The following is a 14,630-nucleotide window of genomic DNA, read 5'->3' as shown; positions in this document are numbered from 1 at the left end:
CTACCAATATTGCATCAGATTAAAGACTAACGGATATATATGACATAAAAAACATCGCAAGACCTGTCACCATCTTTGTTGTTTCATCACGAATCCTTCAAAGAAGTCATCCCGATAACTATTCCCGATAGCAATCTCATACGACTTGATAAATATATCATTATTGTCGAACGAATCGATATGGGCTGTATTGACTATATACGATTTATTGACCCGTAAAAAAGAGTCCTTCGGCAACAAGTCAAAGACCGCTTTCAGACTCATACGGGTGATGATGCGTTGTTCGCCCAACTGTAGAATTACATAATCTTTCAAGCCTTCTACAAAAAGGATATCAGAGAAGTTGACCTTGAAGTATCTGCGTTCCGCCTTTACAAAGAAATACTCGGCAGCCACAATCGTCTCAATGGCTTCCTTTTCTTCCTGTAATAATAAAGAATGATAAGACTGCGCCTTCTCAACCGCCTTCTGAAAGCGCTCCGCCTCCACCGGCTTTATCAGATAATCAATTGCGTCCACTTCGTAGCTATCCAGTGCATACTCCGTATAGGCAGTGGTAAAGATTACCAATGTCCGTTTGGAAATGGTACGGGCAAACTCAATTCCCGTAATGCCGGGCATTTGAATATCCAGAAAGACAAGGTCTACTACGTGCTGCTCCATAAAGTCGGAAGCCGTGGCGGCACTGTTAAAACTTCCCACCAGCTGAAGACATTCCGCCTCCTCTATCAGCAATTTCATAGCCTCCCGTGCCAATGGTTCATCGTCTACAATAATACAATTCATAACGTTATACATAAAGTTACCATATACCGATTTTCATTCTCTATCTGCTCCAATTCATAACGGTCGGGATATAACAATCCTAATCTACGCTGAATATTCGCAAGCCCGATTCCTCCTACCTTGTTGCTGACAGCAACCGCCGGCATCGTATTTTCACAACGGAACTCCAACCGATTCTCTTCTACCTTAAAAGAAAAATGTACAGACGAAGGATGCTCGCTATCAAAACTATGCTTTACCGCATTCTCCACAAACGGGATAAACAATAACGGCTGAATCCAGATGGAGTCAATATCCCCTTCCTGCTCCATTGTAAACTGAAAATGATCCCGGCGTATCTTTTCCAGATTCAAATAGTCGTTCAGAAAACGGATATCTGAGGCTAAAGCAACCCTTTCGCGCGAACTGTCATTTATCTGGTACCGCAGCAAATCTTCCAGTTTGAAAAGAACTTTGGAAGCCTCTTCCGGATTCCGCTTTATCAGTACATTGGCGTTGTTCAGCATATTGAACAGAAAGTGCGGATTAATCTGGCTCTTAAGGAACTTCAATTCCGATTGCAAAGTGGTAGATTCCAGCTGATCAATGCGCAGATTATGACGCAGCCAATGAGTGAACAATGAAATAGCCGCCGAACCTGCGGTGACAAAACCCATAGTAAGTATCCCCGAAAAGGTGTTGATGAAAGTGGCAAATCCATCGGGATTCCTGACAGGCAAAATAACTTCAAAAAGCATTCCCTGCGTAACTGAAAGGAAAAGGATGACCACTAAGTTGGTAACTATCGCAGCTAGAACATAACCACCCAAACGGTTCTTTAACAGAAAAGAAGGAACCAGAATATACAGATTAGTATATATCACCGCATTCATAGACAAGAAATAGACCAGACAGCCTCCAAAGCGTTTCAAGAGAGAGACCACCTGCAAAGGCTCGTACCAAAAAACATTGATTGTAATCAGCAGAACAGCCACCTGCAAGAGGATATGTCTGTATATCCTCCAATGAGGACTCAGCAGAAAAGCGGTGACACTGCTGCTGTTCATGGTTCCGTCACCGGGATTCCTGTCGAGCGTATTTTTATCGTTTGTACTTATTCTCATTATTCCCCTCCATTCAGTTCCAGTCTTATACATTCCATGGTAAAAGATAGTCCGTAGCGGTCGCCATACAATAAGTCCAGCCTTTGTCTGATCCGTTCCAGTCCCCTGTTTACGGAGAGATTAAGTTGCGGACACATACAAGTGAATACAATCGTACCCTTCTCCGCTTTCAGATGGATGTCCAAAGAGACAGGAATCGATATCTGCTGTTCGTGCGTCAACTCCACGATATGCTGCACAAAAGGAATGAAGAGCAGAGGAGGAACCAGCTCCCTGTTTACCTCCCCTTCCGAAGTAAACTGATAGCGGAATTGCGGAAGGGAGCTTTGCTCCAATGTCAGATAGTTGGTAAGGAAGACGATTTCACTGCTGAGCAATACTTTTTGCCGGCTGCAATCATATAACTGATAGCGCAGCAACTGGCTCAGCTTCATCAACATCTTCGAAGCCTTTTCCGGCTCGGTCAATGTCAGTTCACCCGAATGATGCAACGTTTTGAAAAGAAGTTCGGGGCTGACCTGCTCTTTGAGCTGTTCCACTTCGGACAGTACATGCGCCTTTTCCATCTGTGAAACACGCTGATTCTCAATCATCCATTCTTTCAGAAGCAAAGTCATCGTTCCTCCTATCATGCAAAGCGTTGACAGCATAAAAGAAGAAATGTAGTCCATCAGCATGGGAACCGAGAAATACGATCCCCGCGCATGAAGCTGCGGCCAATGGGAGTAAGCAAGGTATTCTATGACCATCTGTATCAGCAGCGCAATGACCATTGCCACAGACAGCACCGACAGATAGGTCATATAATGCCTTTTCAACAAATATTTCGGGAATAACCAGAAAAGGTTCAGACAAATAACGCCAACGTATGTGAGCATATATATAAACGTGAACACATAAATCCATACGCCCAGTATATCCCGATAGTCCATAAAAATGATGAAGACCTGATTGAAGGAGATAGTACCCAACACCATGACAAGTATCAGATACCGCATCCATCGGAATGCCGGACTTACGAGCAATCTATATAAAAAGGCCGATTCGTTGCCTGTTGCAGTTGTTTCAGTTGCCATATGCTTCATTGGGTACGAAGATAAAACATTTTCCGTTATGGTCTCTATACCGGATATCTAAAATTCAAGCTTATAACTCACATTAGTCAGAACGGTAGAGCCGTCGGTTGCATCTATCTTTCCGGTTTTCACGTTATACTCATGTCCGTAGTGCTCTTTCGTGCCCATAAAATTCAAGCCCTTCACAGCAAATTCATGAGATACTTTTTTCTTGTTGATGCGGTAGCTGACGGTATAATTGCCGATCAACATGGGCGAATACTGTTTGGAGAATGCCTTCCTTTCATCGTACAGCACTTCCTTGTCCGGATGCTTCATGGTTGCTTCCATGTCAATCGGGGAATAGCGGTCGCCGCCCTGCAAGGTCAGTTTCAGGTTGATGCTAAGAATATTCTGTTTGTTGCGTCCCAACATCCACTCCTTGCCGATCAGTCCGTTGATGACATAGTTGCGGTTGAACTTCGTGTTGTACCATACACCGTCTCCGCCACGGTAACGGGAGTCGAACAACGAACCGGAGATCATGTAATAAAGTCCTTTTTCCAGGAAGCGTTCGAGGGTTATGTCAATCCCGATATTCCGGCCTCTTCCTTTGTTGACAAGCGCATCTTCTACATAAAAGTCGGAGCGGTTGAGTACGGAATAGGAACTGTCCGCCATTACCGGTACATCGTGCAGAAACTGTACATAAGGTTCTATTTTCAGATTCATGCGGTCCGAAATCTTGTAGCCGAAAGACAGCATGATGTGTTGCGCCTTGGTGAAGTCGAGGTTCTTGTTGACGGATTGATTTCCCGTACTCTTCGTTTTCACAAAGTAGACGTCCATTTTCTCCATCCGGCTGTATATGCCGTAAGCTAAAGCAAAGGTCGCTTTTGGGGTAGCCTGCCATTTCAGTCCGGCACGGGGTTCGACAGACCATTTATTATTCAACGTCAGGTATTGTCCGTAGATACCGGCATTGAGAGTCCAACGGTCACTCAGTCCGACAGAAGAACTATTGTAAGCAGAAATCAGACTCGTATTGCCATCTCCCTTCGATACCGTTTCCAGCAGCTGAGCTTCGTATGGAGCTATGGCAAGGTTCATGTCATAAAACATGGCAGTATAAGTGAATCCTGTCTTATTGGTAAAGCGGTTACTGAATTTACGGTTGAAGGTGCTGGTCAGTATCAGGTTGGTATGCCTTGATTCAAGGTCCATATAAGGAGTCGATTCCAACGCATGATTGAACATGGAAGCGCCTCCGTCCAACTGCGAGTAGGTAGCGGCAACGGTTGTTTTCAGCGATGCGTCACTATTGAAAAAGTAACGGTGACTGATACCTCCGGCAGCCATATACTGCTTGTCACGTGATTCGCTGCGGTCGCCCAGATATTCCCATTTCTCAGGGTTCCTCTCCATGTCACTCTTAAATTTGTCAATCAGGCTGGTTCCCCATACCGAGAAAGTCCCGGCCATCTTTGTGGGAAAGTTCAGTTTGAAGTTCAGGTCCTGATAGTCCATCGTTCCACCGTCAAGATTCAGTAATCCTGTGGTAGAATAACGATAATTAAAGATATACGAGGCTTTATGCTTCTTGCTCAAAGGACCTTCGGAAGCAACGTCAATTCCCATGATTCCCACTTGGATCGTGTTTTCGTTCTTTTGATTGTTACCGTTGCGCAGCTTCATGTCGAACACGCCGGACACTGCATTTCCATATTCAGCCGGAAAAGCTCCGGTGAAGAAATCGGAATTTCCAAGTACCTGTGAGCTAAGGGAAGAAAGGATTCCTCCACCCAAGGTGGCAATATCCGCAAAGTGATTCGGATTCGGGATTTCTACATCCTCCAGCCTCCATTGCAACAGATGGGGTGCATTGCCATGAATCGAAATTCCATTCGAAGAGACGCTGGGCGCCACTCCGGCAAAAGCGGAAACCAGACGTGCAGGGTCGTCGAATCCGCCTGCATAACGGCTCGCTTCCTCCACGCTCAGCATACGTGCTCCGGTAGTTGCCATCTTATTCATCGCTTCTTCTTTGTTCGTCCGCGCACGGACCACTACTTCACTTAGTTCGTTGACGCTTTCTTTCAAAGGTATTTCCAAATAGACTTCTTTGGCGGAAGTCACCAGTATTTCTCTGAAAATGCCGGGTTCATATCCCATGAACGCTGCCTCTACCGTATGTCTCCCGACGGGAACCTGCGGAATGGTGAAACGTCCCAAACTGTCGGTTGTCGTCCCCATCCCCTCTTTATCTGACAATCTAACTGTCGCATACGGTATAGGATATTTGGAATCTCCGTCAACAACCATCCCACGAATGGTCTGGACCGGACGCCCTTTCCGATCCGATATTTGCCCGAAAGCAAAGGCTGATATAAACAAACCGATCAACAGCAATATCCATCCTCCATAACGGTACAGTTTCCGTGTGAGTTCTTCGCAAAGGACTCTTTCAAAAGTTTTAAGTACTACTCCGCATTCATCTGCCGGAATCCCCGAACGGTTTGCTACTTCCCCTAACAACATAGTTTTATTCATCTTCATGACTTATTCTGTTTTTTATTTCGACACGAAGATAAGGGATACTACATTGCTGGTTTTTCAAATGAGACGAACACGCCTCATTTGTAGACAAGATGTGGAATTGATAAGATAAATGTCCTTTCAGTCTAAATGTTCCAAATTTAATATTATGCCAATAGGAATTTGCTCAAAAAGTCATGAACGACAGCATATCCTGCATAAATTAGTGCAATAATATGCAGGAATACGAGTTCATCCTGCATAATACTGTATGAAATATGCATCTTTTTTTAGTCATTCAGTACTCTTTGGTTTTAAAGGAACGAGGTGTTCCTTTAAAACCAACGCTCCGTCCCTTACTAATGAACTTGTTTTTCATCAGTGAGGAAGTTATAAAAAGGCTGTTTTTGCTCGTTTTTTCTCTAGTTCATCATAAATACCGATAAAATAGAAAATGACAGAACGGAGAATCTTTCTTAATTAACCCATCTAAATGATAAGTATTAATAGGAAATGATTACCATTTTACTCCAAGAACACTTCCAATTACATAAAGATAGAATTTCGTATTTACAAATGACGGAGATATTCTGTTCTCCTTGATAAGTGATATGTAATTACGGTCTTTAGTGCCTGTGTAAATATCCTCTTTTTAAGAAAAAGTCATTTTTTCAGTGAATGGCTAATATATACATATTATCACGATGTCCGTCATGTAAACAAAATAAAATGGACTCTAGATTGTTTTTCATTAATAGTTTCATAACTTTGTCAGTAGCATATATAGAATTAGAAAATAGAATTCAGTAAACGCACCTTATAGGTATCGGTTACCAGAATTACCACTACTCGTTGAGTGTGGTGATTTATTCATTATCAACAAAAGCAAAATGTTATGTTTGATTATAAAGAAATAGAACGAACAATCAAAGATAATCATCTTCCATTTCAGAAAATAGAAGATGCCGATAAAGAGATTTTGACGCAAAAGCTATATGATACTTTTGTATTTGGTAATCCTCGTGCATTATGGCTAAGCTTTAAATATGTGCCATATAGTATAGATTGTAACATGGAAGACCCTTATTTTCATCTATTAGATATAATTGACAAAAATATCGTTCTCTATTTCTTTATTGATTATTGGAACAAAGATTTCGTCATTTATAAAGCAAGAATGTCTGATATACATAAATTTATCGGCGATTGTGAAGGGCTTGATGAATATTACTTAGTAACAGAGAATTTTATGGAACTGTATAGTATAACAGATCATGATGATTTGCTTTATATTGACGTGAGGAAAAATGAAATGAAGAAGTTGATAACAAACGAATAAACTGCCCTAACGGTCAGTTATTCGCCAGCCCCATTACCGACACTCGAAAAGTAGTGGAGTGACTATGACCTTCATCATTATCCTCCCATTTATCTTGTTCTTTTTTGAATTATGGCTATTCGACAAACTGGAATGGATAGATTGCAAATTATGGTAATCAGCATTAAACAAAAGGAATATAGTTAGGACAAAATCAAGGAAACTTGTGGACGTCTTTGCTAAACTCTAGCATCAAGATTACATAAAAGTATTCGTCTGACTATAGTTGAACTTTCGTCTGACAGTTGTTAGACGAAAAAGAAACAGCTGTCAGACGAAAGTTCAACTATAGTCAGACGAATAATCTTTCGCATATTGCGGGACAAAGAATTGCGTAGCGATCCTTAAATTTCAGTAAGTAGCGAGCTAGTTCATCCGTAGAATACTAAAGTCGAAAACCGGTCTTGTCTTCATCGGTTATTTCCCGAATAACTTTACAGGGAACACCTGCGGCAATTACATTCTCCGGAATGCTCTTTGTCACCACACTGCCCGCACCGATTACTGAATTTCTCCCGACAGTGACACCACCCATTATATGAACGCCGGCACCTACCCATACATTATCTTCAATGACAATCGGATGGGCATAACACCCGCCCATAAGACGTTCCTGCGGATCGAGCGCATGGTTGGCCGTATATAAACCGACACGGGGCCCTAATAATACATTGTCACCTATCGTAATGAGATTTCCGTCCAACATGATGCAATCAAAATTGGCGAAGAAATTATTGCCGATACTGATATTGAATCCAAACTCACACCGGAAATTCGGTTCAAAATGAACACTACTGCCAATACGCCTCAATAGTTTACGTAACAATGCCTCCCGAACTTCTTTAGGCTTTCCATAAGTGGAATTATAATCATTGGTCAGGAAAACAGCCTGTTCTCTTCTTTGAACCAGTTCTACAGACAAGTCATTATACATTTTTCCCGAAAGCATTCTTTCACGCAATTCTTTATTCTCCATATATATTATGATATTATTTAATAAGCAGGACATACTTGCAAATATACAGAATTAGTCAGATAAAACAGGCAACCTATTGGTTTTCAAAAATACTTTTATAACTTTGGCAATATTAAATATAAACAATACAATAAACGTATGAATCTAGTTTCACTCAGAGACTCACCTCAGTATCTGGAAAGAGCTATCGCCTATTTCCAAAGCAAGTGGGGTAACGAGAACACGAAAATGGTGTATGACAATTGTTTCAGACATTCTCTGAATGCCGAAAATCCCATTCCTCAATGGTACCTTTTAATGAATGGTGATGAAATAATAGGATGTGCGGGACTTACCAGCAACGATTTTAACTCTCGTGCGGATTTATATCCTTGGTTGGTTGCCTTATTCATTGAAGAAAAGTATAGGGGAAATCATTACGCCAATCTTTTAATAGAACAAGCCAAGAAGGATACACTGAAATTCGGATTCTCGAAATTATATTTAAGTACCAGTCATACTTCGTATTATGAACGCTTGGGCTTCACATATATCGGAGATTGCTGGCATCCTTGGGGAGAAAGTTCCCGTGTATATGAGATTATTTTAAAATTCTGACTTGTACATTCCCGATAAGTATTTGTTTGGGCAAATGACGATATTGCCGCAACAGAGAGTAACAGAGTTAACAAGATTGTTCTCATAATATTCATTCTGGTTATATGTCCCTCAAATATACGAAAAAAAGGGCATAAAAAAAGGCTATCTATCCCAGACAGCCAATCTTTTTGTTAACCTTAAATCTAATACTATGAAAAACACACCACAAAGATACGGACTTTCCGCATATCTCCAAATTTCCGGAGCAAAGCGGAGCATCTTATAACATGGTTTAATAGAAGTAGCAGTCTCGTTAACATTTAACATAATTCCTCCGGATATTAACGAATACCCGAAGGAGTGATCTAAAAACTATTCATATCTTAACGAACGAGCAGGTTTGCTCATTATTATTTTCATTGTCTGAAAGGCCACCGTCACGAATGAAATGAACAACATCAACAATACGGGCACAATAAAGAACCAAGCTTCTAAATCCGTCCGGAAAGCATAATGACTCAACCAGGCGTTCATACTGAACCAAGCTACCGGAAGAGCAATCACAACCGCTATCAGAATCAGCAGGAAAAATCCTTTGACCAACTGATAGAAAAGATTCCAGCGGGAAGCTCCCAAGACTTTACGTATACCCATCTCTTTCGTACGGGTGGAACAGGAAAACATCACCAATACCCAAAGTCCCAGACAGGATATGAATATCGCTAATCCGGTGAAAGAACCTATCATCACCCCGAATACTTCATCCTGACGATACTGATGGTCGAAGAACTGATCGAGGAAAAAATAATCGAAACTGGAATCAGCAAAGTACCGATTCCATATTTCCTGTACCTGCGATACCAGTTCGCGGGGATTGCCGGAAGTCATTACGATAGAAATATAGCGTTGTGGCAACCAGTCTATCTTATCTTTATGAATCAGCATAATAGGAGTATAATTCTTACTCAACGCCTGCTGATGATAATCTTTGACCACTCCGATAATCTGCATCGGAGCATCGGTACATTCTACTGTTACCAACTCTCCTATCGCCTCATCATTGGAAGCAAAGCCCAGATTGCGTACGGCCGTCTCATTAATCACCAGTTTATCTACATCGTCTCCGTACTCTTCTGAAAAGCCCCGTCCGGCTATCACTTGCAAACCATATGCCTCTATATAATCCGGATCGCAGGCCAGCATCTCATAAAGCCGGTTCTGCTTCAAAGCGTCATTGGTACGGCGATTAGAAAGGAAAGTAGCCACCTCCTCGCCCGGCACAGCACCGGAAGCTGCGACACTATGCACCAGTGGCAACCGCATTATCGCTTTCTTCATCGCTTCCAGTTTCACATTCAGGCCGTCTGTACGTCCGGGAAATTTAATGACTAATGTCTGGTCGGTTTTCACCCCTAATGATTGGCTGCGCATAAAATTCAACTGTGCAAACACGATCAATGTTCCACAAAGCAGTATCATAGAGGCCGTATATTGAATGATAACCAACACCTGACGAGTCCGTTCTCCGGACTTGCTATGCAAAAACTTTCCTTTCAACAGGGTAATCGGTTTACGGTTCAGCAAAGCCAATGCCGGATAATATCCGGAAAGGAATATCCCTGCGATAAAAACAAGGACCAGCAGCACCCACCAATAATCCATCAGCCAAACGGAGAAAGTGACCGTACGTCCCACCAGTTGATTAAAGTACGGAAGAATCAGCTCTATCAGCCCTACCGCCAATATAAAAGCAATCAGATTCATAACCAGCGCTTCGAACAGGAACTGATGAATCAACTGCTTGCGGAAAGCACCCACTACCCGACGCACTCCGACTTCCCTGGCACGCTCCATCGAACGGGCTACTGTCAGATTGATATAGTTTATCCAGGCAATAGCCAGAATGGCAATGGCTGCAAAGACAAGTGCAATCATAGCAGAACGATTTCCTTTTGTCTCCATTTCATAACCCAATTGCGGAGTGAGATGTATATCTGCCAGAGGAACCAAATCGACTCCCCATGTTTTGTTTTTCAACGCTTCCTCCGTCTTGTACTTTTCCGCCATGACGGGAAACTCTCTTTCTATTTCCGCTTCCCTCTCCGGCGAATCGAGCAGAACATACGTATATGCTTCGTGCTTATACCAGTATTCATGTATAAACTTGGGCAAAGATGTATACGAAATCAGGAAGTTATAATGTATGTGGGAATTGGAAGGCATTTCCTCCATGACTCCGGTCACTTCACACGATATCTTATAATAGGGACCGGTAAAGATAAGAATCTTTCCGATAGGGTCTTCCTCTTTGAAATATTTGCGGGCAATGCGCTCGGTGATTACGACTTGTCCCGGCATCGAAAGGCTGGTCTTTTTATCACCTTTCAGAAGCTCGAAATCGAAAAGACGGAAAAAGCCCGGATCGGCATAAGCTATCTGGTTTTCCCGCAGCGTCAACTCACCATACTTCACAATCTGTTCTGGTTGGAGCAGAGAGCCGATTCGGGTATAATCTTCAATTCCCGCAAGATTCTCTTTCATTGCCGAACCGTATCCGAAGGAGCTGCTTGCCCAGTTATCGGTCAGCACCTCCCCTTCGCGGAATGTACTTTGCACACGGTAAATATGGGGATATTTCGTGTGCATCTTGTCAAAACTGAACTCAAAAGTTACATACGTCAGAATCAGTAACGCCGATGCCATGCCGATCGCCAGTCCAAACACATTAATGAAGCTGAACTTCTTCCGCTTCATCAGATTCCGATAGGCACTATTCCAATAATTTCCTATCATACAGCTTCGTTTTTAGAGGACGTACTTTTTTCTAACGGACGGTTGATGTTTTCGGATACAATCTGTCCGTCCAACAACCGGATAATCCGATGCGCATACGTCGCATCCCTTTGAGAGTGGGTGACAATGATAATCGTAGTCCCCTGGCGGTTCAGTTCGCTCAACAGCTCCATCACTTCCACGCCATTCACCGAATCCAGATTTCCGGTCGGTTCGTCAGCCAGCAACAACTTACAGTCCGTCACTACCGCACGGGCGATGGCCACACGTTGCTGTTGTCCGCCCGACAACTGTTGAGGATAATGGTTGGCACGATGTAGCAGATTTACTTTCTCCAGCACTTTGTTCACTTTCTCTTTGCGTTGGGCAGTCTTAATCCCCATATAGACAAGCGGGAGTTCCACATTTTCGTATACCGTCAGTTCGTCAATCAGGTTGAAACTCTGGAAGATAAAGCCCAAATTATTCTTCCGAAGGGCAGTCAGCTGGTTCTCGTTCATTTTATCCACCTGTTTCCCTTCAAAGAAATAAGAGCCGGAAGTGGGAGAATCCAACGTGCCCAAAATATTCAGCAACGTTGACTTGCCGCATCCGGAAGGTCCCATTATAGCGACAAATTCTCCTTGTTCTACGTGTAAGGTGACTTCGTTCAATGCTTTCGTCTGCACCTCTTCCGTAGTGAAAAGCATAGACAGTTTTTCTGTTTTAATCATGGTGATTCTTTTTATTTATTTTAGTATTAGTTTCTCATTGTCTCCGAACAACTCATAACCGGATATGATTACTTTCTCACCCGAAGACAAACCTTCCGTCACCTCATAATACTGTGGATTCTGGCGCCCGATCTTCACAGGACGCCGCGTGGCAAATTTACCACTTTCATCGACAATATACATCCACCGCCCTCCGGTAATTTGAAAGAATCCGCCACGGGGAACAAGGATCGCTTGTGCCGGGTCTCCTAACTGAAGGTTGATATGATAAGTTTGTCCGGCACGTATATTCTCCGGCCGCTCCGAAATGAAAGCCAGGTCAGTACGGAACTGCCCTTCTTTCACTTCCGGATAAGGTTTGGTTACTTCCAGTTTATAGGTTCCTCCGTCACGGGTAAAGTCGGCAGGAAGTCCGGGAAGTACACGCTCCACATAATGCTCGTCTATCTGTGCCTGTACTTTGAGGTCCGGAGTAATAATCTGCCCGATATGTTCTCCTGCGGAAATGGACTGTCCGACCTGCGCGTTCAAGTTTCCTACCTGTCCGTCAATCGGAGCTTTAATCTTCAGGTTTTCCAAGCGCTCACGGACCAACGTAAGACTGCGTTTCATGTTACGTATGTTCTCGTCCAGACTGCTGATCTGGCTTTCACGGAAAATATTGTCCTGACGGATACGTTCGTCAATGACCGCCAGTTGTTCTTTGGCAGCTTCATACTCCTCCTCTGCCTGACGGAAATCCTCGCGGGCAATCAGTTGCTCCTCCACCAAACGTCTGTATTGTTCATAACGGCGTTTTTTCAATGTCAGTTCTTTATTCAAGCCTATGCGTTCCTGTTTCAGTTGCAGACGCTCCTGCTCCATACTGATGCGGGTATTGCGCAATTCATTTTCCTGATAGGCAAGGTCTGCCTCACTCTGCATGATTCCGATATTCAGCAACGGGTTGCTGAGACGCAGAATCACATCGCCCGCTTTCACCATAGCTCCTTCTTCTTTCAGACGTTCTTCCACACGACCGCCTTCTATGGCATCCATATAGATAATCCGGTTGGGCATCACTTGCCCGATCACACGGATATAATCATTGAACTCCGCTTGCTTGACGGTAGCAATCGTGAGACGGTCTTTCTCAACTGTCATGGAGGAAGCCGTATCTCTAAAAATAAAATATAAAATGACAGCGATTCCCAGCGCCACACCACCGATCGTATAAAGGTGTTTGCGATTTATGCCGGGTTTGCGTTCAACAGGTGTATCCATAAAGGTATATTCAAAATAGGGTTGTTATTAAATGATTGATCCGATGGCACAGACTCCGTTTTACAGGAAAGTCCCCTCCCGATAGTATTTCTCCAGTTTCCTCATCATTTCCACTTGCAGGCGTACACGAACCAGTTCTGCCTTGGCGGAGATAAAACGGTTACGGGCTTCCATCAGCTGAAAGACGGAAATGAGCCCTTCCTCCCATTTACGTTCGGACTCTTTCAGTACGAGAGCTTCTGCTTCAAGCTGTTGCAATGCCTGTTGATGTTCACTAAATCCGGCATGTAGGGAAAGAAGTGTTTGCTCTATATCGGTATATAGCTGCTGCTTTTCCAGTTCTTCTTCATTCTTCAAGCGATACAGGTTTAGTTTCTGCTTCCGTTGATGAGTCAGACGTTCCAATCCGCTCAGCAAAGGAAACGAAATACCGATGCCGACATATTTTCCTATATTGTCCCGCAACTGTCTAGCAGAAAAAACTGTATTGTAAAAATTGGAACCAACCGTAAAGCGGGCATAGACAGAAGGAGAAAAAGTTCCGCCAGCCATCGCATACTCTTTACGGGCAGCCTTTCGTTTCAAATCAATCATACGCATGACGGGAAGTATTTCCAGTGATTGGGTATAAAGTGTTTCCGTAGACGGAACAGAAAGCAAGGGCAACTGATTCGCTTCCACAATAGTATCCTGAATAACGAGTGTATCACCGGGTTGGAAATTCATTAGCTGTTCCAGATGCAATAAGGCCAACCGGCAAGTATTCTCACGAGATTTATAACGATAGATATCCCCTTCTCTGCGGGCCTTGACTTCCTGCAAATCGGAAGCTGATTTCAATCCCAACTCAACAAAGGCTTCGGTTTGTTTCAAATACCGCTCACTCAACCGGCTTTGTTCTAAAGCAAGATTCAGCAGTTTTCTCTCCAGAATCAGTTTATAATAAGCATCCGTCACTTGATATGCCAGTTCATTCTGCTTATTTTTCAATGCCCATTCGCTACGCTCCTTATTCATCTTCCGGAAGCGTACCTGATGAATGCGTGAAAAGCCCTCAAAAAGAGAAAGAGTCATATCAAGCCCCACAGTCCCTTCTTCAAAAGTTTCGTTGGTATATCCGTTCGTATCCGGATCGATAGAACGCCCAAAGCGTTTCCCTGTTTCTGCATTAACCGCTGCACGGGGAAGAAAAGCACCGACAGCAGCCATATAATCTGCCCGTGCCTCCTTTATATCTATCACACTGTTCCGCACAGAAGGATTCTGCTTCCATGCCAGACGAATGCACTCATCCAAAGTCATGCCGGACTGGGCCTGCACAAAATGCGGTAATAAGAATAAGGACAAAAAGAAAAGGTTTTTCATTCTTTATAATATGTGCGATTGTGTGTTACGATGATTAGAAGGCAAATAGGATGCCACAATTTTTAAGTAATTGATTATTAGCCA

General features: G+C 43.2%; 11 protein-coding genes. 2 read left to right on the top strand and 9 right to left on the bottom strand.

The features are described 5' to 3' along the window. Positions 1 to 66: 66 nt before the first annotated feature. From NBH01_RS17300 to NBH01_RS17285, 4 genes are read right to left on the bottom strand one after another with little or no spacing between them, the layout of a single operon-like run. Entirely contained in the window at positions 67 to 786 is a 720-nt protein-coding gene (locus tag NBH01_RS17300) for a LytR/AlgR family response regulator transcription factor (RefSeq protein ID WP_008762319.1), read from the bottom strand. Then, the gene (locus NBH01_RS17295; RefSeq protein WP_118337376.1) at positions 783 to 1,889 is read right to left on the bottom strand and encodes a sensor histidine kinase; all 1,107 of its coding nucleotides are present in this window, start codon (positions 1,887 to 1,889) and stop codon (positions 783 to 785) included. Before NBH01_RS17295 ends, NBH01_RS17300 begins: the two co-directional genes overlap by 4 nt. After that, entirely contained in the window at positions 1,889 to 2,965 is a 1,077-nt protein-coding gene (locus NBH01_RS17290) for a sensor histidine kinase (RefSeq protein ID WP_182426933.1), read from the bottom strand. The genes NBH01_RS17295 and NBH01_RS17290 overlap by 1 nt, the downstream gene beginning before the upstream one ends. A 57-nt stretch (positions 2,966 to 3,022) precedes the next feature. Beyond that, positions 3,023 to 5,500, bottom strand: a complete 2,478-nt coding sequence (locus NBH01_RS17285) for a TonB-dependent receptor (RefSeq protein WP_225678903.1) — start codon at positions 5,498 to 5,500, stop codon at positions 3,023 to 3,025. Positions 5,501 to 6,374: 874 nt separating this feature from the next. On the opposite strand from NBH01_RS17285, the gene NBH01_RS17280 reads away from it, so the two are divergent. Further along, on the top strand, positions 6,375 to 6,818 hold the full coding sequence (locus NBH01_RS17280; protein ID WP_008764831.1) for a DUF6756 family protein: 444 nt from the start codon (positions 6,375 to 6,377) through the stop codon (positions 6,816 to 6,818). 424 nt (positions 6,819 to 7,242) lie between these two features. Here NBH01_RS17280 and NBH01_RS17275 read toward each other — a convergent pair whose 3' ends face one another. Continuing rightward, on the bottom strand, positions 7,243 to 7,833 hold the full coding sequence (locus NBH01_RS17275; RefSeq protein WP_196068996.1) for a sugar O-acetyltransferase: 591 nt from the start codon (positions 7,831 to 7,833) through the stop codon (positions 7,243 to 7,245). Positions 7,834 to 7,971: 138 nt separating this feature from the next. On the opposite strand from NBH01_RS17275, the gene NBH01_RS17270 reads away from it, so the two are divergent. After that, complete coding sequence (locus tag NBH01_RS17270; protein ID WP_008762311.1) at positions 7,972 to 8,430, top strand: GNAT family N-acetyltransferase; 459 nt, start codon at positions 7,972 to 7,974, stop codon at positions 8,428 to 8,430. A 354-nt stretch (positions 8,431 to 8,784) separates the two neighbouring features. On the opposite strand, the gene NBH01_RS17265 is transcribed toward NBH01_RS17270, so the two are convergent. The 4 genes from NBH01_RS17265 to NBH01_RS17250 are packed head-to-tail and all read right to left on the bottom strand — an operon-like array spanning position 8,785 to position 14,546. After that, positions 8,785 to 11,205 (bottom strand): ABC transporter permease, encoded by a 2,421-nt coding sequence (locus tag NBH01_RS17265; protein ID WP_022470066.1) that lies wholly within the window; start codon positions 11,203 to 11,205, stop codon positions 8,785 to 8,787. Next, complete coding sequence (locus NBH01_RS17260) at positions 11,202 to 11,918, bottom strand: ABC transporter ATP-binding protein (RefSeq protein ID WP_008762308.1); 717 nt, start codon at positions 11,916 to 11,918, stop codon at positions 11,202 to 11,204. The genes NBH01_RS17265 and NBH01_RS17260 overlap by 4 nt, the downstream gene beginning before the upstream one ends. A gap of 15 nt (positions 11,919 to 11,933) precedes the next feature. Then, a complete protein-coding gene (locus NBH01_RS17255; protein ID WP_022470067.1) occupies positions 11,934 to 13,181 on the bottom strand; it encodes an efflux RND transporter periplasmic adaptor subunit in 1,248 nt (415 codons plus the stop codon). A 60-nt stretch (positions 13,182 to 13,241) separates the two neighbouring features. After that, complete coding sequence (locus NBH01_RS17250; RefSeq protein WP_055299374.1) at positions 13,242 to 14,546, bottom strand: TolC family protein; 1,305 nt, start codon at positions 14,544 to 14,546, stop codon at positions 13,242 to 13,244. Between the last annotated feature and the right edge of the window lie 84 nt (positions 14,547 to 14,630).

This window comes from Bacteroides sp. B1-V-101, from assembly GCF_023656585.1.
Taxonomy (GTDB): domain Bacteria; phylum Bacteroidota; class Bacteroidia; order Bacteroidales; family Bacteroidaceae; genus Bacteroides; species Bacteroides thetaiotaomicron.
Note: the sequence above shows the minus strand (reverse complement) of the source record. Positions and strands in the feature narration are given on the sequence as shown.

What these genes read in the sequence shown, in the direction of transcription:
- NBH01_RS17300 (WP_008762319.1), bottom strand. Translation starts at nt 786, where the DNA reads ATGAATTGTATTATTGTAGACGATGAACCATTGGCACGGGAGGCTATG.
- NBH01_RS17295 (WP_118337376.1), bottom strand. Translation starts at nt 1,889, where the DNA reads ATGAGAATAAGTACAAACGATAAAAATACGCTCGACAGGAATCCCGGT.
- NBH01_RS17290 (WP_182426933.1), bottom strand. Translation starts at nt 2,965, where the DNA reads ATGGCAACTGAAACAACTGCAACAGGCAACGAATCGGCCTTTTTATAT.
- NBH01_RS17285 (WP_225678903.1), bottom strand. Translation starts at nt 5,500, where the DNA reads ATGAAGATGAATAAAACTATGTTGTTAGGGGAAGTAGCAAACCGTTCG.
- NBH01_RS17280 (WP_008764831.1), top strand. Translation starts at nt 6,375, where the DNA reads ATGTTTGATTATAAAGAAATAGAACGAACAATCAAAGATAATCATCTT.
- NBH01_RS17275 (WP_196068996.1), bottom strand. Translation starts at nt 7,833, where the DNA reads ATGGAGAATAAAGAATTGCGTGAAAGAATGCTTTCGGGAAAAATGTAT.
- NBH01_RS17270 (WP_008762311.1), top strand. Translation starts at nt 7,972, where the DNA reads ATGAATCTAGTTTCACTCAGAGACTCACCTCAGTATCTGGAAAGAGCT.
- NBH01_RS17265 (WP_022470066.1), bottom strand. Translation starts at nt 11,205, where the DNA reads ATGATAGGAAATTATTGGAATAGTGCCTATCGGAATCTGATGAAGCGG.
- NBH01_RS17260 (WP_008762308.1), bottom strand. Translation starts at nt 11,918, where the DNA reads ATGATTAAAACAGAAAAACTGTCTATGCTTTTCACTACGGAAGAGGTG.
- NBH01_RS17255 (WP_022470067.1), bottom strand. Translation starts at nt 13,181, where the DNA reads ATGGATACACCTGTTGAACGCAAACCCGGCATAAATCGCAAACACCTT.
- NBH01_RS17250 (WP_055299374.1), bottom strand. Translation starts at nt 14,546, where the DNA reads ATGAAAAACCTTTTCTTTTTGTCCTTATTCTTATTACCGCATTTTGTG.